An 18,992-nucleotide genomic window follows, 5' to 3' on the forward strand; every position below is an offset into this window, starting at 1 on the left:
AGCCCCCAGGCTAGCACGCGCCCTTCAGGCGGCCGGCGCCTTTCCGATGAGGGTGCGAATCATGTCCCGGTTGTCCCGGGCCTTCTGGCCGAAGAAGCCGACGATGCCCATCAGCAGCTTCACGCAGGCCTGGGGCTTGGTGGCCAGCAGCTTCTGGAAGTCCGCCGCGCGAATCTCCAGCGCGGACACGTCCGTGACGGCCGTCGCGGTGCAGAGCCGCTCACCCTTCTGCACCAGGGCCAGCTCGCCCAGGGGTTCTCCCGTGCCCACCTCGCCCAGCGACACGTCCTCGCCGGAGGGGCTCCTGGCGCTCAGCCGCACCGTGCCCTCGCCGACGATGATGAGCGACTCGCCCGTCTTGCCCTCGACGAACAACGCGGTGCCCTTGGGGAAGGCCCGAGGCACGGCCACACCCGCGAAGATATGGATGCCGGTGTCGGTGAAGCCCTTGAAGAGAGGGCACGCCTTGAGGGTGTTCGCAGGCACGAGAGCCATGGTGCCAGGGTCCTAACACGGGCCGCGCGGGCCGGCGAGTCAACGGCTGGCGCGGTACTCGGAGGCGATGTGGACGTAGTGCTGAGCGGACAACAACAGGAACTCCCGCTCTTCCGGAGTCACCGCGCGCTTCACCTTGCCGGGGGAGCCCACCACGAGCGAGCCGGGGGGAATCTTCGTCCCGGGCGTCAAGAGCGTCCCGGCGCCGATGATGCAGTCGTCCCCCACCTCCACGTCGTCCAGGAGGATGGCGCCCATCCCGACGAGCACGCGGTTGCCCACGGTGCAGCCGTGCAACACCACGTGGTGCCCCACCGTCACGTCGTCACCGACGACGGTGCTGGAGCGGCCGCCGGTGACGTGGATGAGGGACAGGTCCTGGATGTTGGTGCGCTGGCCAATGCGGATGGGGTTCACGTCCCCGCGCATCACGGTGTTGATCCACACCGAGGAGTCCTCGCCCAGGTGCACGTCGCCCACGACCTGGGCGGACTCGTCCACGAAGCAGCTGGGGTGGACGGTGGGGAGCACGCCGCGAAACGGCCTGAGCGCCATGTCTCAGGCCTCCGCGACGACGTGGAACGGCGAGTCGGGACGCGGCACGGGCAGCGGCTCCACGGTGGGCAGCTGCAGCACCGCCACCTGCTTGCCGGCGAGCTGGTTGGGCGTGGAGCGGTCCACCTTCACCGTGACGAACGCGCCCGCGGGGGCGTCGCCGTCGAAGTTGACGGTGCGGTTCTCCGGCGTGCGGCCGAAGCGCTTGGCGGCGTCGTAGCGCGAGTGGCCCTCCACCATGACCTCCACCTCGGTGCCCACGAGGGCGGCGGTGGTCTCCGCGCTGATGCGGCGCTGCAGCTTCTGCAGGCGCTCCAGGCGGGCGATCTTCACCTCGTGCTCCACCGGGCCCCAGTCCTTCTCGCGCAGCGCGGCGCCCGTCTTGGGACGCGGGCTGTAGATGAAGGAGAACTGGTTGTCGAAGCGGACCTGCTCGGTCAACTTCATCGTCATCTCGAAGTCCTCCTCCGTCTCGCCGGGGAAGCCCACGATGATGTCGGTGGTGACGGCGATGCCGGGCCGCGCGTCGCGCAGCTTCCGCAGCCGCTCCAGGTACTGCTCCACGGTGTAGTCGCGGCGCATCATCTTCAGGATGCGATCACTCCCGCACTGCACGGGCAGGTGGAAGTGCGGGGCGATCTTGGGCTGCGTGCGGAACGCCTCGATGAGCTCGTCCGACAGGTCATGCGGGTGGCTGGTGGTGAAGCGCACGCGCTCGATGCCCGGCACCTCCGCGCAGCGCAGCAGCAGCTGGGCGAAGGACACGCCGCCCAGGTACGAGTTCACGTTCTGCCCGATGAGCGTCACCTCGCGCACGCCCACCTTGGCCAGCCCGTCCACCTCCTGGAGCACGTCCGGGAAGGCGCGGCTCACCTCGCGGCCGCGCGTGTGCGGCACGATGCAGAAGGAGCAGACGTTGTCGCAGCCCTTCATCACCGTGACGAACTCGGTGACCTTGCCGCGGGACGTCTCCGGGTCGGCGCGCGGGAAGACGTACTCCTCGGAGTCGACGAAGGCCGTCTCGACGACGCGCGCGCGCTCCGACTCGACGCGGCCGATGATGTCCGGCAGGCGCGCGATGTTGTCGGGGCCGAAGACGAAGTCCAGGTACGGCACCTTCTTGATGAGGCGGTCCTTCTCCTGCTGGGCCACGCAGCCGCCCACGCCGATGAGCGCGCCGCGGCTGGCCTTCACCGGCTTGTAGCGGCCCAGCGCGGACAGCATCTTGTCCTCGGCCTTCTCGCGGATGGAGCAGGTGTTGAGGATGATGAGGTCGGCGTTCTCCGGCACCGGCGTCGGCTCGTAGGACATCTTCGCCAGCACCTCGCTCATGCGGAGCGAGTCGTTGACGTTCATCTGGCAGCCGAAGGTGTGGATGAAGTAGCGCTTCATGGGATTTCTCTGAGCAAGAACGTGCCCTTATGCGACGGCCGGGCGTGGAAATCAACCGAACCGGGGACGGCGGTCATCCCTGGCTGAAGAGGCCGGTCATCCGGGTGTGCAGGTCCACCAGCCGCGCCTCGTGGGCCTTGAGGAGCGCCAGGGTGTCCTCGCCATAGCGGCGCGCCAGGGCGTCCGTGGCCTGCTCCTGCTTGATCAGCTCCCCGCGGAGGCGGGCCCTCAGCTCGTCCGTCTCGGGGCTCGGAGGGTGGGACTCGAGCTGACGCAGCTTGTCGTCCAGCTTGCGAGCCGTCCACCTGCGGCCTCCGAAGGCGCGCAGCAGGGACACGCCCTGCTCCAGCGTCTTGGCGTCCAGGCCGGAGGCGTCCTGGGCCTGGCGGTGGGCGGTGGCGAGGGCCTGGGCGCTCCGGTCCGAGCCCGCGTGGGAGAGGAAGGACTCCTGGAAGCGCACCAGGGCGTCGAGCAGCGCGGTGTCCACGCGGGGCGTGGCCATGCGAAGGGTCCGGTCATCCGCCGCGGAGAGGTCCGTGCCGTGGACCTCGCGGTTGGGGACGTCCTGGTAGCCGTGGTCGTCGAAGAGAGAGGGGGCCATGGGCGCTCCTGGGGAAATCGCGGGGATGTGTAACAGGGCCTGGTGCGCCACGGTAGGCTCGTGGCGCGCCGGGTCTCGGGTGGGGGCATGTCGGTCGAGGGCCCGTCAGGCAGGTCGGCTCCTCGTCCCCTCTCCTCCCGGCCGACCGGAATCCGGGGGCGGTTGCGTATCAGGCGATATGACTTCTTGGACAGCACCTGTGGTGGGGCGGTGGTGGTGGTTGGGTCTGCTGGGTGCCCTGCCCGCGTGGGCCGAGCCGGTGCGACTGGCGGATGTGTCGACTCCCGGGAGCGTCGTCAACACGGGGCCCATGGGGCTGACGGCGATGGAGGGGTACGCGCTCTTCTTCGGGGAGAACTCGCGCGAGCTCTATCGGACGGATGGGACGCCCGAGGGGACGATGCTGCTGCGCACGCTCGCGTGGCGGCCCGAGCCGCTCGGCCCCGACAACTTCGGCTGGCAGCCTCCGCCCCGCTTCGCCGTCCTGGGCGCGAGCGCCTGGTGGCGAGGCCCCGAGGGACTGTGGACCACGGACGGCACCCCCGAGGGCACGCGCTTCATGGGGAGCCTGGGGCTCGCCGAGTCGCCGACCACGCCCGTCTCCTTCGGTGGCGCGCTCTACTTCTCGGCGGGCTCGCGGCTGTATCGCTCGGACGGCACGGCGCAGGGGACGCGGGAACTCGCGGCGTTCGCGATGAAGGACCTCGGCGTGACGCCGGCCGTGGAGGCGGGAGGCCACCTCTTCTTCGGTTGTGCGTCCGAGGCGTCGGGCCTGGAGCTGTGCCGGACGGATGGCACGTCCGCGGGCACGACGGTGGTCGCGGACCTGGTGCCCGGCTCCGGCGGTGGCGCACCTCGGCTGCTGGGCGCGGTGGCGGGCCGGGTGCTCTTCTCCGCGAGCGCGGGGACGCCGTCGAGTCCGCGTCGGCTCTACGCGAATGACGGCACGGCGTCTGGCACCGTCCTGCTGCATGCCTCCGCGTCGCTGGGGGACGATGGCGTGGAGGCTCCGCTGGGTCTCCAGGGGCTCGCGCAGTCCCCCACCCTGTTGGACGGCGTGGCGTACTTCCCCTGCGTGAGCGAGGCGACGGGCGAGGAGCTCTGTCGAACCGAGGGCACGGCGGAGAGCACGACGATCCTGGACCTGAATCCAGGCACGGGCGCCACGTCGCCGCGCAAGCCGGCCGTACTCGGTGGGAGGCTCATCTTCCAGGCGTGCGCGTCACTGGGCGTGGGCAACGGTCAGGAGTGTCGGCTCCATGCGAGTGACGGCACGGTGGGCGGCAGCGAGGTTGTCTGGGGGGCGAAGCCCTTCGCGGGAATCGGGATGCGTGCCGGATTGAGCGCGGTGGGCAACCACCTCGTCTTCTACGGTCATCAGGGAGGGGGCTCGAGCTCGCTGTGGGCGACGGATGGCACGCAGGATGGAACGAGGCTGTTGCTGCAGCTCTCGCCCGTCGAGCAGTTCGTCATCGCGGACCTGCGACGGGACGCGGTCGTCTTCGGGGGCAAGCTGCTCTTCCCCGCGAGCGATGGACTGCGTGGGTTGGAGCTGCACTTCACGGATGGCACGCAGCAGGGCACGAACATCGTGGCGGACCCCACCCCGAGGCGGGGTACGGGTCGGGTCCTGGACATGGCGGCGCTCGACGAGCGGCTCTATGTGACATCGCACCTGGGGGCGGGCCAGCGACTGATTCGGCTCGACGGCACGACGATGGCCAAGAACCTCCACTTCGCGACGAACAGCCTCAACGATTGGATCCAGCTGGCGCCCTTCCAGGGCCAGGCGTTGCTCTCCACGGCCTCGGGCTTGTGGGCCACGGATGGCAGCGCCACGGGCATCCACCACGTGACGGGGGATGTCTCCTCGGCCCGCATCATCCCCGGCGGGGACAAGGCCTTCCTCACGGTGGGAGGCCAGCTCTGGCGCACGGACGCCACACAGTCGGGGACCTGGCGCATCTCGGATGCCCCTGAGGGCGTGTCCGAGCCGGCGTACGTCCAGGGGAGTCTCTGGTTCAGCGGCAAGACGGAGGATGGTCGCCTGGAGCCCTGGACGACGACGGGAGAGCTCGGCCTGACGCGCAAGCTCAAGGACATCCACGTCGTCACCAGCGACGGGGGCTCGGCTCCACGCGAGTTCACGGGGCTGGGCGCGCTGACGTTCTTCTCCGCGAGGGACCAGGCCGGCCGCGAGCTGTGGAAGTCCGACGGCACCACGAGCGGCACGGTGCGCGTGGCGGACCTCCGCCCGGGGGAGGCCGGTGCGTCACCCGAGCAGCTCTTCGCGTGGAAGGGCCACCTCTACTTCTGGGCGACGGCGACGGAAGGTGTCACGACGCTGTGGAAGACGGATGGGACGGAGGCGGGCACGGTGTCGCTGCGCGCGGCGACGTTGCGGCGTGCTGCCACGGCGGATGGATTGGACGACGCGAACTTCGTGGCGTGGGGCGACCACCTGTTCTTCAGCGGCGCGGACGCGGAAGGTGGCCGCGAGCTGTGGCGCACGGATGGGACGGAGGAAGGCACGGTGCGAGTCGCGGACCTGATGCCCGGCGTCGATTCGGCGCATCCGAATGCATTGCTCCTGGCGTCGCCCGAGGGCCCGCTGGTGTTCGCGGCGCTCGGTCCCACGACGGGGCGCGAGCTGTGGCGGTTGGATTCACCCACGGGGGCGCCGACCCTGCTCGCGGAGATGATTCCGGGAGCGCGAGGCTCGAACCCGAGCCGCCTCACGATGGTGGGCTCGACGCTCTACTTCCAGGCGGATTACGGGCAGGGCATGACGGTCTACAAGCTGGCGGGCCTCATCGCGGACACCTTCCCGCCGAGGGTCAGCTGTCCGCCCAACCAGTCCGTGCCGGCGACGAGCACTCGAGGCGCCGAGGTCCGCTTCGAGGACGCCACGGCCTACGACGACTCGGGTGAAGTGCTCACGCTCGACGCAAGCCACGCTTCCGGAGCGACGTTCCCAGTGGGCACCACGGAGGTGACGTTCACGGCCAAGGACCTCTCGAGCAACGAGGGTACGTGCACCTTCTCGGTGACGGTGACGGGAACGTCCCAGCCAGACGCGGGTCCGTCCACGCCGGATGCGGGAGGTCCTCCGCCCACGCAGCCGCCGGACGAGGACAGCGGCTGTGGCTGCCAGAGTGGTGCCTCTTCCCTCCCCTGGGCGATGGCGCTGTTCGCGCTGCTCGGCCTGTCGCGGCGTCGCCCTTGCGTGACGCCCAGGTAGGCCTTTATCGCAGGCCAGCCGCCCGAGCTCCGCTGAAAACCGCCTTGCAATCCGCCGGATATATAGCTAGCTATATATCGCGCTATGGATTGGAGGTTCGGCATGGAAGTCGATTTCCTCGCGGGGCTCGGAGTGGGTTTCCTGGGCAGTCGTCTCAAGCGGTTGGCGGAGCGGATGCAGGCCGACGCTGGGGAGGTGGCCCGTTCGTTGGACCTGCCGGTGATGCCCGCGCAGATGTCGTTGTTGATGACGCTGCGGCTGCACGGGCCGATGACGGTGGGCGAGGTGGCGGAGCGGCTGGGGGTGGCGCAGCCGACGGTGACGCGGGCGCTCGGGTCGCTGGAGGAGTTCATCGAGACGCGGCGCTCGCCGGACGATCAGCGCGCGAAGGTGCTGGCGCTGACGGAGAAAGGCGAGGCGCTGCTGGTCCGGGTGCAGACGCAGCTGCTGGCGCGCATCGAGCCCGCAGCGGCCCAGCTGGTCGAGGGCCTGTCGGGGGACTTCATGCAGGGCCTGGCGAAGGTGGAGGCGCGGCTGGCCGAGTCCTCGATGCTGAAGCGGATTGAGGCCGCGGGCCCGCCGGCGATGTGGGTGCGTGACTTCTCCGATGACCAGGCGGAGGCCTTCCACCGCATCAACGCCGAGTGGATCCAGGAGATGTTCAAGCTCGAGGAGAACGACATCGCGCTGCTGTCGAAGCCGCGCGAGTTGATCCTCGACAAGGGCGGCGTGGTGCTGTTCGCGGAGACGCCGCAGTTGGGGGTGGTCGGCACCTGCGCGCTGATGGTGTCGAAGGACGGCTGGGTGGAGCTGACGAAGATGGGCGTGCTGAAGAGCGCGCGCGGTCTGAAGGTCGGTGAGTTCCTGCTCGCGAAGACGCTGGAGCGGGCGTCCAGCCTGGGCATGGACAAGATCTACCTGCTGACGAACAAGAAGTGCGGCCCGGCCATCCATCTGTACGAGAAGCTGGGCTTCGTGCACGACGCCGAAATCATGCAGCGGTTCGGCGCACGCTACGCGCGCTGCGACGTGGCGATGTCGTATCAGCCGAGGGCACGTCCGTGAGTCCCCTGCCCGGCCATTTCGGCGGAGGTCCGCTCAAGCCGGGACGAGCTGGTCCGCGATGCGCGCGAGGTCCGACACGGAGGTCACCACCACGGCCTGGTGACAGTGCTTCTCGTACGTGAGCATCTCGCTGTCACCGATGCCCCAGTTGCCGCGCTCCTCGGGGCAGATCCACAGCACGCGCTTCGCCTTGCGACGCAGGTCCTTCAGCGCCCAGACGTTGTTCGCGTTGTAGTTGTTCCGCCCATCCCCAATCACCATCACCGTGGTCCGCCGGGTGATGCTGCCCAGGTGGTCCCGGGTGAAGTCCGCCAGCGCGCGGCCATAGTTCGAGTTGGCGCTCAGGGACACCGTCTTCCCCGCCGTCGCCATGTCGATGGCCTCGTCCACGTCCAGGTCCTTGAAGTACTGCGTCACCTCGCCCACGTCGGACACGAAGACGAACGAGCGCACGCGCACGAACAGCGACTGCATCGTGTGCATGAACAGCAGCATCATCCGCGAAGCGTTCCGGACCGAGTCCGACACGTCGCACAGCACCACCAGCTCCGGACGCTCGGGCCTGCGGCTGCGGAACTGGGGCACCATCGGCACCCCACCCCACGTCATGTTCCGACGCAGCGTCCTGCGCACGTTCAGCGCCCCCTTGCGGTGCGAGCGCTGCCGACGAATCAACCGGCTGCGCAGCTTCTCCGCCAGCGTGCGCACGGCGGACTCCATCTGGTCCACCTCCGCCTGCGAGAGCAGGTGCAGCGGCTTGTCCTGCGCCGTGTCCGTCCGCCGACGGATGCGAGCCTCCGCCTGCCGCTTCACCTCCTGCCGCGCGGCGTCTTCAATCTTCCGCATCGCCGCGGCCACGTGCCGCGAGACGATCTCCACGCCCTCCGGCGCCAGCCCACGCGCCTTCAGCTCCGCCTCCAGCGACTTCATGTCGGACCGGGCCTTGTCGATGCCCGCCCCCGCCAGCATCCGCCGCGCGAAGAACCCCGCCTGCAGCGGACTCTCCAGCTGAGACAGGTCCAACTGCAGCGACGCCATCCGGAAGATCTGCGCCAGCCGCGCCCTGTCCCCCTCCAGCACCGCCTGCGCCAACGGCGACATCTCCGGCAGCAACAGGTTCATCTGGTAGGTGACCATCTTCAGCAGGTCCCCATCCAGGTACCCCTCCTCCTGGAGCTGCGCGGCCAGCGACTTGTCGATGGCCTCGAACGTCGCCGCCGCCCCCGAGAAGAAGAAGTCGAACGCGCGGTTGAACGTGTCCACATCCAGCTCACGCTTCACCAGCGTGGTCCGCAGCACCGCCCGGAACAGCGCCCGGTCCGTCAGTCCCACCTCGGCCGTCGCCTTCAGCGCGTCCTGCACCTCGGACGTGCTCACCCGCACGCCGTTCTGCCGCAGCACCTCCGCGAACTCGACGATGCGCGCGTCCATCAGCCCTGCCCCACCCGCTCGAAGGACATCACCGCCTCCACGTGGTGCGTCTGGGGGAACATGTCCACCACCTGCAGCGCCACCGGCCGATAGCCCGCCTCCACCAACCCCGCCGCGTCCCGCGCCAGCGAGGCCGGGTCACACGCCACGTACACCACCCGCCGGACCCCCAGCGCCACCATCCACTTCGCCAGCCCCGGAGCCCCGGCGCGAGGCGGGTCCGCCAGGCACACGTCGAACCGACGCCCCTCGGCCACCAGCCCGTCGCACACCTTCCGCGCATCACCCTGGACGAAGCGCACGTTGCTCACGCCCGCCTCACGGGCACTGCGCTGCGCCAGCTCCACGCCCACCGGGCTCGACTCCACCCCGAGCACCGACTGGACGCCCGCCGCCAACGGGAACGTGAAGTTGCCGTTGCCCGAATACAGCTCCAGCACCGACTCCTCGTCCCGCCCCGCCAGCTCGAAGATGGCCGACGTCACCAGCCCCACGTTCGCCTCCGCGTGCGCCTGGGCAAAGGCATCCGGTCGCAGATACAACGGCACCTCCGGCCGCAACGGCGAGAGCGAGCGCAGCACCGGCCTGCCCACCAGCCTCGGCGAGCCCTCCTTCGGCACCAGCACCGCCCCCTCCAACCGCAGCGCCCGGACCGCGCCCTCCGCGGCCTCCAGGTGCCGCGCCGTCACCGGCCCCGTCAACGTCACCGCGAAGGCCGCCTTGTCGCCCTCGGCCAGCAGCAACACCTCCTCGGTGTCCTTCGCCAGCGGCTTGAGCAGCGGCACCAGCTTCCCGGGCAGCGCCGTCAGCACGGGCGTCAACGCGCCACACTCGGACACCGCGAGCCGCTCATGGCTGCGCCGGCTGAAGTACCCGAGCGTTCCCTTGCCCGCCGGGTGCAGCACCGCGCGCCGCCGGTAGCCCCAGTCCCGAGGCGCCACCATCAGCGGCCGGACGGTGAAGTCCTCGCGCCGCAGGTGCCCCAGGTGCTCGAGCGTCGAGAGGACGATCTCCTGCTTCGCCTCACGCTGCGCGGACTCCGCGAGCCCCAGCCAGTCACACCCTCCACACTCTCCGGCCAGGGTGCACGGCGCCGGACGCCGGGCGGGCCCCGGGGTGACGACCTCGCGCAGCACCCCGCGCAGCACCCGTCCCTGGGTTTCCAGGTGGACGCGGACGGTGTCGCCGGGGAACGCGCCCGGGATGAAGACGGTGCGCCCCTGCCAGGACGCGACGCCTTCGCCGAGCTGCCCGAGGCGCTCGATGACCAGTGGGATGGGTGTCTCGGGGAGGGGCAGCATGCAGGCGCTCGATGGGGCGCCCTCAGGCGGGCCGCCCTACTTCCGGGTCGCGTCCGACGGGAGCTCCGAGCGCAACCGCTCCACGAACTCGCCGATCCGCGACCGCTTGTCGTCGTCAACGTCCAGGAACTCCACCGCCATCCCCGGGGACTGGGAGGACGCGGCGCCGAGCGCGTTGGTGCGCGTCACCCGGCCCTTCAACTCCACCGGGAAGTGCGCCCCCGGCAACGTCACCAGCAGCTTCACCACCGTGTCCACCGGCAGGGGCTTGTCGGTGTTGATGTAGAGCCCGCCTCGCGACAGGTTGACGGCCCAGTCCGTCACGAACCCCGCCACGCTCCGGTACGCCACCGGCAGCTCGTACTCCACCCGCGGCGCGCGGTGGTCGATGGGGTTCTGCTTCTCCGAGGTATCGGCCATTCGAGGGGCTCCGCCGGGGAAGTCGTCCGTACCACCCTCCCCCAGCGGCGCACCTTAGCCTCGGTCGCTCAGACTTTCATCTCGCGCACGTCCGGGGCGATCTTCAGCTTGGGCTCGGTGAGCTTCTGCACCAGCTCCACCGTCACGCCCGGGGCCACCTCGCGCAGCACCAGGCCCTCTGGCGTCACGTCGATGTAGGCGTGGTCCGTGACGATGTGGTGCACGCACTTGAGGCCCGTCAGCGGCAGCGAGCACTTCTTGAGGATCTTCGGCTGACCCTCCTTGTTCGCGTGCTCCATGGCCACGTAGATGCGCTTGGCGCCCACCGCCAGGTCCATGGCCCCGCCCATGCCCTTGATCATCTTCCCGGGGATCATCCAGTTCGCCAGGTCCCCCTCCTCGGAGACCTCCATCGCGCCCAGGACGGCCATGTCGATGTGGCCCCCGCGGATCATCCCGAACGACAGCGCCGAGTCGAAGAACGACGCGCCCTTCACCGTCGTCACCGTCTCCTTGCCCGCGTTGATGAGGTCCGGGTCTTCCTTGCCCGCCTCGGGATAGGGCCCGATGCCGAGCAGGCCGTTCTCCGACTGGAGCACCACCTCCACGCCCTCGGGGATGTAGTTGGGGACGAGCGTGGGGATGCCGATGCCCAGGTTCACGTAGAAGCCGTCCCGCAGCTCCTGGGCGATGCGCTTCGCAAGCTGTTCACGAGTCAGTGGCATGGGGTCCTCAGGCCGTCTTGCGGACGGTGCGCCGCTCGATCCACTTCTGGAGGTTCTTCGCCTGGACGATGCGCTTCACGAAGATGCTCGGGATGTGCACCTGGTCGGGGTCCAGCTCGCCCGGCTGAACAATCTCCTCCGCCTCGACGATGGTGACCTTGGCCGCCATGCACATCATCGGGGAGAAGTTGCGCGCGGTCTTGTTGAACACCAGGTTGCCCCACGTGTCCGCCTTGGCCGCGTGGATGATGGCGAAGTCCGCCTTCAGCGGCGTCTCCAGCACGTGCAGCCGCCCGTCGATGACGCGCGTCTCCTTGCCCTCGGCCACCTGGGTGCCCGCGCCCGTCGGCGTGAAGAACCCGCCGATGCCGCAGCCGCCCGCGCGGATGCGCTCGGCCAGCGTGCCCTGCGGGTTGAGCTCAACGTCCAGCTCGCCGGAGAGGAACTGGCGCTCGAACTCCTTGTTCTCCCCCACGTAGCTCGACACCATCTTCTTCACCTGCTTGTTCTGGAGCAGGATGCCCAGCCCGAGCTCGGTGGTGCCGCAGTTGTTGGAGATGATGGTGAGGTTCTTCACGCCCTTGCGATGAATCGCCTCGATGAGATTCTCGGGGTTGCCACACAACCCGAAGCCGCCGCTCATCAGCGTACAGCCGTCCGGGATGTCGGCGACCGCCTCGTCCGCGCTCGCGTAGACCTTGTTCATGCGCCCTCCTGATAACGGAAACGGGGTGAAGGCCCGTCGAAGGCCCTCACCCCGCCCCTCTCCCCGTGGGGAGAGGGTGGACTACCGCTCCACCATCAGCGCGATGCCCTCGCCGCCGCCGATGCACAGCGACGCGACGCCCCGCTTCTTGCCCTGGTCCTTCATCGTCTGCAGCAGCGTCACCAGCACGCGCGCGCCCGAGGCGCCAATCGGGTGGCCCAGCACCACGCCGCCGCCGCGCACGTTCACCTTCGCCGGGTCCAGGCCGAGTATGCGGTTGTTGGCGATGGACACCACCGCGAACGCCTCGTTGATCTCCCACAGGTCCACGTCCGCCGCCTTCACGCCCTTCTTCGTCAGCAGCGTGTTGATGGCGTCCGCCGGAGCAATCGTGAACTCCACGGGCTTGCGCGCCGCCTGCGCGTAGCCGGTGATGCGGCCGAGGATGGTCTTCCCCTCCGCCTTCGCCCGCTCCTCGCTCATCAGCACCAGCGCCGCGGCGCCGTCGTTGATGGAGGACGCGTTGGCGGCCGTCACCGTGCCGTCCTTCTTGAACACGGGCTTGAGGCCGGGAATCTTGTCCGGCTTGGCGTTGCGAGGACCCTCGTCCTCGGACACCGTCGTCTCCTCACCCGGCTTCTTGCCGGGGATGACCACCGGGACGATCTCCGCGGCGAACAGGCCCTCCTTCTGGGACTGGATGGCGCGGCGGGTGGACTCCAGCGCGAACTCGTCCTGCTGCGCGCGGCTGATGTTCTGCGACGTGGCGCACTCCTCGGCGCAGTTGCCCATGTGGACGTTGCCGTACACGTCCCAGAGGCCGTCGTGGATCATCGCGTCCTTGAACTCCACGTTCCCCATGCGCGCGCCGCCACGCATCGTGTGGCTGATGTACGGCGCGTTGCTCATGGACTCCATGCCGCCCACGACGACGACGTCCGCCTCGCCCAGCGCAATGGCCTGCGCGCCCGCGATGACGGCCTTCAGGCCGGAGCCACAGACCTTGTTGAGCGTGGTGGCGGGAACTCCCTCGGGCAGGCCGGCGAACAGCGTGGCCTGACGGGCGGGCGCCTGGCCGACGCCGGCCTGGAGCACGTTGCCCATGATGACTTCCTGCACGGCCTCGGGCTTGACGCCCGCGCGCTCGAGCGCGGCCTTGATGGCCACAGCGCCCAGCTGCGGAGCCGTCAGCTTGGAGAGCGCCCCCTGGAAGGAGCCGATGGGGGTACGGGCCGCGCCCACGATGACGACTTCACGAGCCATGAATCTGTCTCCCTTGAGGATGTACGGAGGTCCTTCGATAACAGCGGCGCTCGCCCTTATCACCGGGCGTTCCCCGGAGTTCAAGCGTCCTCGCTCGCCGTCCGGGCCGGAGCGTCGCCTGTCCGACCGGTCGGGAGGTCGGCGCCCATTCCCCCGAAAAGGCAACGGCCGGGCCCCCTTGCGGGAACCCGGCCGTCACGCCGTGAAGCGGCTCGCTGACTACTTCTTGGTCAGCTTGCCCATCACGTCGCCGAGGCGCGCCTTGGAGCCTTCCGCCTGCTTGCGGAGGTACTCGCGGTAGTCGTCGCCCTCGCCGATCAGCGCCTTCATGGACAGCGCGACCTTCCGGTCCGGCGTGTTGATGTCGATGATCTTCACCTCGACATCCTGGTTCTCCTGCACCACGTCACGCGGGTTCTCGACACGCTCCTCCTTCAGCTCGGAGACGTGGACGAGGCCCTCGATGCCCGGCTCGATCTCCACGAACGCGCCGAAGTCGGTGACCTTGGTGACCTTGCCCTTCACGCGGCTGCCCACAGGCAGGCGCTCGGACAGCGTCTCCCAGGGGTCCGGCTGGAGCTGCTTGATGCCCAGGCTGAAGCGCTCGTTCTCGACGTCGATGTTGAGGACCACCGCCTCGACCTCGTCGCCCTTCTTGAACATCTCGCCCGGGTGCTTGATGCGCTGCGTCCACGAGATGTCGGACACGTGCACCAGGCCGTCCACGCCCTCCTCGACGCCGACGAACACGCCGAAGTCGGTGACGTTGCGGATCTGACCCTTGATGACGGAGCCGATCGGGTACTTGTCCTCGAGCAGCGTCCAGGGGTTCTGCTCGATCTGCTTCATGCCCAGCGCGATGCGCTTGGCCTTCGGATCGATGTCCAGGACGACGGCCTCCACCTCCTGGCCGACCTCCAGGATCTTGGACGGGTGCTTGAGGCGCTTGGTCCAGGACATCTCGGACACGTGCACCAGACCCTCGACGCCCTGCTCGATCTCGATGAACGCGCCGTAGTCGGTGATGCTGACGACCTTGCCCTTGACGCGCGTGCCGACCGGGTACTTCTCGTCGGCGCGGTGCCACGGGTCCTCCTGGATCTGCTTCAGGCCCAGGCTGACGCGCTCCTGCGTCGGGTCGAACTTGAGGACGACGACGCGGACCTCGTCACCCACGTTGAACATCTCGCTGGGGTGACCGATGCGGCCCCACGACATGTCCGTGATGTGGAGCAGGCCGTCGATGCCGCCCAGGTCGATGAACGCACCGTAGTCGGTGAGGTTCTTGACCACGCCCTTGAGGACCGCACCCTCCTTCAGGTTCTTGAGGGTCTCCTTCTTCATCTCCTCGCGCTGCTTCTCGAGGAGCACGCGGCGGCTCAGGACGATGTTGCCGCGCTTCTTGTTGAACTTGATGACCTTGAACTCGAATTCCTTCGAGATGTACTGGTCAAGGTTGCGCACGGGCCGGATGTCGACCTGGCTGCCCGGGAGGAACGCCTTCACGCCGATGTCGACGGAGAGGCCACCCTTCACGCGGCCGACGATGGTGCCCTTGACGATCTCATCGCGCTCGCAGGCGGCGCTGATCTCGTCCCAGATGCGCATCTTGTCGGCCTTCTCCTTGGAGAGGACGACCATGCCGGTGTCGTTCTCACGGCTCTCCAGGAGGACCTCGACCGGGTCGCCCGCCTTGACGGAGATCTCTCCGCGAGGGCTGGTGAACTCGGAGATCGGGACCTGACCCTCGGACTTGTAGCCGATGTCGACGATCGCGAAGTCCTTGGTCACCTGCACGACGGTGCCCTTGACGATCTCCCCTTCCTTCAGGATGCCGTCGCCACCGCGCTGCTTGAGCGACTCTTCGAACATCGCCGCGAAGTTCTCATCGCCGGCGTCCGTCTCGATCTGCTGGTTCACGTTCTGCTGCATGGAGTTGGAAGTCCTTTGAAACGGTACAGCTGCCCCCTGATTTGATGGACGGGGCCTCCGCGCGGGGAGCAGCGGGAGGTCACGGACGTCCCCACCTCTGGGGACTTTTGAATGAAGCCGCGCACCCTAGACACCGGTTATTCCGGTAGTCAAGCGCGCTCGTGCCCCATGTGCTGATCACGGGATGTGCTCCGCCGGAACTGTCAAGACCCGGTGGGACCTTCCGCATCACTCGAACTAAGACCGCTCGCCCTCCCGTGCACCCCTGACTTCAGGGAGTCACGCGAGCGACCGGTGCACCTGCCCGGTCAGCGAGCCCGCGCACTGTACTCGAAAAATCCGCTGAAATGCGACCGCTCGCGTGCAGGCCCGTTCCGCTCGTGGGTCGAGGTCCGCGAGTCCGGTGCCCGGCGTGAGTCATGGGGGAGGTGCGCCCGGGGGGGTGGACTGTTTTCCCGCACGTCGGCGGCCGCGGGCCTCTTCCTTCCCTTCCCTCTCATGAGGTCGTCGCCTTCGCTCCGGGCTGGCACCGTGTACTGGGATTCCAAGAAGGACATAGAATGCCGCGTTCACTTCTCGGCTGGCACAGGATGTCCATGCTTCGTTGGAGCCCTTCCCTGCTTCTGGTGGTCGTCGTCCTGCTGGGCGCGGGTCGTGTGTCCGCGCAGGGTGTGGACTCGAACCGGCTCATCCTGTCGCGCGACAGGAACGTGGAGGTCCTGCTCGTCGAGGAGAAGGCCTACGCGGGCGCGTCCCACACGCTGGGGTGGCTCTACTACGACGACCTGGTGTCGCGGGGGTACGTGGACATCGGGAACCCGGATGATCCCAACGACGACGTGCTCATCGACGTCGAGGGCAATGGCATCCCGGACTTCCACGAGGACTTGTACAACCTCAATCCGGACCGGGGTTACATCGGCGAGGCCACGCGGTGCATCCCGGAGCGCATCTTCTTCCATCGGCGGGCGGAGACCGGTGAGGTGCTCCGCCTGCGCGAGCCGGAGCTGCTGACGGGCGGTTGCACGTCGGCCACCAGCTACTCGCCGAATGGTGGGCCCAAGCGATGGCCGGACGATGTGCCGGACTATCCCGCGCGTCCGGTGGGCGCGGTGGTGGGGCAGCGCGTGCGCGATGCGACGGACCTGGTGGATGCCAGCGGGAACTTCCGTTCGGGCGCGGTGCCGGGGCTGCTGGATGCGTACTTCAGCGACCGGGGCGTCTTCCCCCACATCCCCAACCTGCTCGAGCCGGATGATGCACAGAACGGCCACATGGGATTGGGGAACATCATCCTGTTGAGCACGGATGACGATGAGAACCTGTGCCCGGGGTCGCCCGCGGTGGAGTGCCTCACGCCGCGGCTGGCATCCCGGGGCCCGGGGCAGCCGGCGTCCGTGGGGCCCATCTGGGACCTGTCGGGCGCGCTGGATGGGCTGCCCGACTACAAGGCGAGCGCGTTCGGTCCGGACGGGCGCGTCATCGCGGGGCGGGACGTGACGGCGGCCATCAACGAGGAGGACCGCCGGGTGAGTCTGGGGACGGTGACGGGGGGGCGGGAGATCGTCTTCTTCCTCGTCACGTATCTGGAGCATGACTACGACCGCGCCACGGATGCGTGCTTCCTGCCCGCCATCACCCCCGAGGGCCGGTACCAGTGCGAGCTGTGGGGGCACGGGGACATCAACGTCTTCTTCTCGAAGACGATACTGAACCTGGACCTGCATCAGTCGCTGTCGACGGACCGGGTGACGACGGTCAACCCGAGTTCGAACTGGCTCAGCCCGACGAGCTACTCGCGGCTCCAGTCGCGGGAGTACGGCAAGGTCCAGATCGTCGAATCCTACGACATGGACGCGTGGAGCTATCAGCAGCGCACGCCCCACGTGTTGATGCTGGCGCCCATGGAGTCGACGGACACGTGGGTGATGAGCTGGGAGGATCTCACCGCGGGCGGAGATCTGTCGTTCAACGACCTGACGTTGCTCATCCGGGGCGTGGGCATCGAGCCCACGGTGACGCGGCTGGAGCACCAGGGCGGGCCCATCATCGAGGGCGAGTCGACGTTCTTCACGGCGTATGTGACGGACGTCTCGGGCACTCCGCTGACGACGGGCACGATGAGCTTCTTCGTGAATGGGGACTTCGTCACGTCCCAGGACGTCGACAGCGCGGGGTCCGCCACCGTGGCGCTCTCGTTCTTCCCGATGGGCGAACATCGTGTCGTCGCGGAGTTCGGTGGCATCGAGAACGTGTACTCGTGGAGCATGTCCGAGGAACTGCTGGTGGTCGCCGAGCCCGGGGACGGCGGGAGCCTGCCGGACGCGGGGCAGCCGGATGGCGGGCCTCGGGATGCCGGGGCGCCCGATGCCGGGGCGTTCGACGCAGGACCTCCGGATGCAGGAGCGCCGGACTCGGGTACCCCCGATGCGGGGGTTCCGGATGCTGGCACGCCCGACGCGGGCACCGCCGACGCGGGCGCGGAGCCTGATGCGGGAGCTCCCCCGGAGCCCGACGCGGGTGAAGATGCGGGCACGCCGCCCGAGCCTGACGCCGGTGAAGATGCGGGCACGCCGCCCGAGCCTGACGCCGGTGAAGATGCAGGCACGCCGCCTGAGCCTGACGCCGGTGAAGATGCGGGCACGCCGCCCGAGCCTGACGCCGGTGACGACGCGGGTACGACGCCGCAGCCAGAACCGGACGCGGGTGACGGCGACGCCGGCACTGCTCCCGACGCAGGCACCGAGGACGCGGGACCCTCGGCCCCCAACGGCCCCAGCGAGCCGGAACTGCCAGGCCCTCGCGACTTGACGGTCACCGGTTGGGGTTGCGGCGCCACCGACGCCAGCAGCGCGTCCTTCGTGATGATGGCGCTCTGGGTGGGTGTGTCGTTCCTCCGGAGGCGGAAGCTCGACTGACGACGAGGACGGGACTCTCGGTATGATGGATTGTCAACGCCGAGAGTCGCCCGCCCTCGTGAAGCCCTCGGTCGTGGTGGGCACCTCGGCCCGATGCCTATCGGACGGAGGTGCGATGAAGGAATTGCCCCTCACGGGACAACGACACTTCCTCCAGTGGCTTTCCTCCATGGCTTGTGTTGCATGACAGGTGCTACAGCCACAGGAATGCAAATACAAAACAGCAGCCAATCGAGGCGTGGTGCGTTGCTGGCGTTCGCATTCCTGGCGGCTGCCTGCGGAGGCGGTCTCCCAGAGACGGATGACGCCCCTGCTGAGCAGGAGGGGCTCGGGCAGATGGAGCAGACGCTTCCCCCGCCGCTGCACTGCACCAGCGAGACCTTCGGGTACACCGCCTACTATTCAGACTCTTCGATGACCGTGGAGGTCGGGCGGCAGGATTGCATCTGCGGCGAGCTGTACATGCACGGCTCGCGCAGCATGTATTTCAGGACGCACACCTACTCCAGCTGTCGGGGCTGATTCGCCCCAGGCCTCACGGCGTCTTCCAGTCCCCGTAGCACGCCGTGAGCCCGCACTCGGGACACCGGCAGCCGATGTAGACCCAGCGGACATCCGTGGTGCCCTTGTAGAAGGCGAAGCCCACGGCCATCTCGAACGCCCCATTCCCACAGGGGCACTCGGCCTGTTGGAGCTCAGCCTCCTCGAGGAACTCCTCGCTGTCCGCGAGGGGCACCTCGTGCTCGCACTTCACGCAGCACTGCACCGCCGCACCCGCCTCCTCGTCGAGGATGAGATGCGAGCGCTCATGGCCGCACTCCGGGCAGCTCAGCTCATCCAGCCGCTCGATGAGATACTTGTTCGCCTTGCTGTACCGCTCCAGCTCGGGGCGGATGTCCGCGCGCGAATCGCCGTAGTAATGCCGGCCCTTCTTCTTCAACGCCACG

Annotated in this window: 15 protein-coding genes; 3 read left to right on the forward strand and 12 right to left on the reverse strand. The window is 68.5% G+C overall.

The annotated features are described in order from the left end of the window. Nucleotides 1-24: 24 nt before the first annotated feature. The 4 genes from K8640_RS20495 to K8640_RS20510 form a co-directional block, all read right to left on the reverse strand. Complete coding sequence (locus tag K8640_RS20495; RefSeq protein ID WP_223748563.1) at nt 25-495, reverse strand: cyclic nucleotide-binding domain-containing protein; 471 nt, start codon at nt 493-495, stop codon at nt 25-27. A gap of 39 nt (nt 496-534) precedes the next feature. Next, nucleotides 535-1,050, reverse strand: a complete 516-nt coding sequence (locus tag K8640_RS20500) for a gamma carbonic anhydrase family protein (protein WP_046713821.1) — start codon at nt 1,048-1,050, stop codon at nt 535-537. A 3-nt stretch (nt 1,051-1,053) separates the two neighbouring features. Next, nucleotides 1,054-2,442: a tRNA (N6-isopentenyl adenosine(37)-C2)-methylthiotransferase MiaB gene (gene miaB / locus K8640_RS20505; RefSeq protein ID WP_141330456.1), complete on the reverse strand. Its 1,389-nt coding sequence runs from the start codon at nt 2,440-2,442 to the stop codon at nt 1,054-1,056. A 73-nt stretch (nt 2,443-2,515) separates the two neighbouring features. Continuing rightward, entirely contained in the window at nt 2,516-3,043 is a 528-nt protein-coding gene (locus K8640_RS20510) for a hypothetical protein (RefSeq protein WP_223748564.1), read from the reverse strand. A 220-nt stretch (nt 3,044-3,263) separates the two neighbouring features. On the opposite strand from K8640_RS20510, the gene K8640_RS20515 reads away from it, so the two are divergent. Both K8640_RS20515 and K8640_RS20520 read left to right on the forward strand, forming a co-directional pair. After that, nucleotides 3,264-6,284, forward strand: coding sequence for an HYR domain-containing protein (locus tag K8640_RS20515; protein ID WP_223748565.1), 3,021 nt, complete (start codon nt 3,264-3,266; stop codon nt 6,282-6,284). A 102-nt stretch (nt 6,285-6,386) separates the two neighbouring features. Beyond that, nucleotides 6,387-7,349 carry a GNAT family N-acetyltransferase gene (locus tag K8640_RS20520; RefSeq protein WP_223748566.1) on the forward strand — a complete coding sequence of 321 codons (963 nt, stop codon included), beginning with the start codon at nt 6,387-6,389 and terminating at the stop codon, nt 7,347-7,349. 33 nt (nt 7,350-7,382) lie between these two features. Here the strand turns inward: K8640_RS20520 and K8640_RS20525 are convergent, their stop codons facing one another. From K8640_RS20525 to K8640_RS20555, 7 genes are all read right to left on the reverse strand, one after another. After that, complete coding sequence (locus K8640_RS20525) at nt 7,383-8,780, reverse strand: VWA domain-containing protein (RefSeq protein WP_223748567.1); 1,398 nt, start codon at nt 8,778-8,780, stop codon at nt 7,383-7,385. Then, nucleotides 8,780-10,081: a class I SAM-dependent RNA methyltransferase gene (locus tag K8640_RS20530; protein ID WP_223748568.1), complete on the reverse strand. Its 1,302-nt coding sequence runs from the start codon at nt 10,079-10,081 to the stop codon at nt 8,780-8,782. The genes K8640_RS20525 and K8640_RS20530 overlap by 1 nt, the downstream gene beginning before the upstream one ends. A gap of 36 nt (nt 10,082-10,117) precedes the next feature. Next, nucleotides 10,118-10,501 carry a TIGR02266 family protein gene (locus K8640_RS20535; protein ID WP_141330444.1) on the reverse strand — a complete coding sequence of 128 codons (384 nt, stop codon included), beginning with the start codon at nt 10,499-10,501 and terminating at the stop codon, nt 10,118-10,120. A 68-nt stretch (nt 10,502-10,569) separates the two neighbouring features. Beyond that, nucleotides 10,570-11,226, reverse strand: coding sequence for a CoA transferase subunit B (locus tag K8640_RS20540; RefSeq protein WP_223748569.1), 657 nt, complete (start codon nt 11,224-11,226; stop codon nt 10,570-10,572). Between the two features lie 7 nt (nt 11,227-11,233). After that, nucleotides 11,234-11,932 carry a CoA transferase subunit A gene (locus K8640_RS20545; RefSeq protein WP_046713813.1) on the reverse strand — a complete coding sequence of 233 codons (699 nt, stop codon included), beginning with the start codon at nt 11,930-11,932 and terminating at the stop codon, nt 11,234-11,236. A gap of 81 nt (nt 11,933-12,013) precedes the next feature. Continuing rightward, a complete protein-coding gene (locus K8640_RS20550; RefSeq protein ID WP_223748570.1) occupies nt 12,014-13,195 on the reverse strand; it encodes an acetyl-CoA C-acetyltransferase in 1,182 nt (393 codons plus the stop codon). A gap of 219 nt (nt 13,196-13,414) precedes the next feature. Further along, nucleotides 13,415-15,127 (reverse strand): 30S ribosomal protein S1, encoded by a 1,713-nt coding sequence (locus K8640_RS20555; RefSeq protein ID WP_141330440.1) that lies wholly within the window; start codon nt 15,125-15,127, stop codon nt 13,415-13,417. A 596-nt stretch (nt 15,128-15,723) separates the two neighbouring features. On the opposite strand from K8640_RS20555, the gene K8640_RS42890 reads away from it, so the two are divergent. Beyond that, entirely contained in the window at nt 15,724-18,045 is a 2,322-nt protein-coding gene (locus tag K8640_RS42890) for an Ig-like domain repeat protein (protein WP_305070670.1), read from the forward strand. A gap of 535 nt (nt 18,046-18,580) precedes the next feature. Here the strand turns inward: K8640_RS42890 and K8640_RS20570 are convergent. After that, on the reverse strand, nt 18,581-18,991 hold the full coding sequence (locus K8640_RS20570) for a hypothetical protein (RefSeq protein ID WP_223748571.1): 411 nt from the start codon (nt 18,989-18,991) through the stop codon (nt 18,581-18,583). Nucleotide 18,992 lies beyond the last annotated feature (1 nt).

This window comes from Myxococcus sp. XM-1-1-1, assembly GCF_020037095.1.
Classification (GTDB): Bacteria; Myxococcota; Myxococcia; order Myxococcales; family Myxococcaceae; genus Myxococcus; species Myxococcus fulvus.

What these genes read in the sequence shown, in the direction of transcription:
- K8640_RS20545 (WP_046713813.1), bottom strand. Translation starts at nt 11,932, where the DNA reads ATGAACAAGGTCTACGCGAGCGCGGACGAGGCGGTCGCCGACATCCCG.
- K8640_RS42890 (WP_305070670.1), top strand. Translation starts at nt 15,724, where the DNA reads ATGCTTCGTTGGAGCCCTTCCCTGCTTCTGGTGGTCGTCGTCCTGCTG.
- K8640_RS20495 (WP_223748563.1), bottom strand. Translation starts at nt 495, where the DNA reads ATGGCTCTCGTGCCTGCGAACACCCTCAAGGCGTGCCCTCTCTTCAAG.
- K8640_RS20510 (WP_223748564.1), bottom strand. Translation starts at nt 3,043, where the DNA reads ATGGCCCCCTCTCTCTTCGACGACCACGGCTACCAGGACGTCCCCAAC.
- K8640_RS20500 (WP_046713821.1), bottom strand. Translation starts at nt 1,050, where the DNA reads ATGGCGCTCAGGCCGTTTCGCGGCGTGCTCCCCACCGTCCACCCCAGC.
- K8640_RS20550 (WP_223748570.1), bottom strand. Translation starts at nt 13,195, where the DNA reads ATGGCTCGTGAAGTCGTCATCGTGGGCGCGGCCCGTACCCCCATCGGC.
- K8640_RS20530 (WP_223748568.1), bottom strand. Translation starts at nt 10,081, where the DNA reads ATGCTGCCCCTCCCCGAGACACCCATCCCACTGGTCATCGAGCGCCTC.
- K8640_RS20525 (WP_223748567.1), bottom strand. Translation starts at nt 8,780, where the DNA reads ATGGACGCGCGCATCGTCGAGTTCGCGGAGGTGCTGCGGCAGAACGGC.
- miaB (WP_141330456.1), bottom strand. Translation starts at nt 2,442, where the DNA reads ATGAAGCGCTACTTCATCCACACCTTCGGCTGCCAGATGAACGTCAAC.
- K8640_RS20540 (WP_223748569.1), bottom strand. Translation starts at nt 11,226, where the DNA reads ATGCCACTGACTCGTGAACAGCTTGCGAAGCGCATCGCCCAGGAGCTG.
- K8640_RS20555 (WP_141330440.1), bottom strand. Translation starts at nt 15,127, where the DNA reads ATGCAGCAGAACGTGAACCAGCAGATCGAGACGGACGCCGGCGATGAG.
- K8640_RS20520 (WP_223748566.1), top strand. Translation starts at nt 6,387, where the DNA reads ATGGAAGTCGATTTCCTCGCGGGGCTCGGAGTGGGTTTCCTGGGCAGT.
- K8640_RS20535 (WP_141330444.1), bottom strand. Translation starts at nt 10,501, where the DNA reads ATGGCCGATACCTCGGAGAAGCAGAACCCCATCGACCACCGCGCGCCG.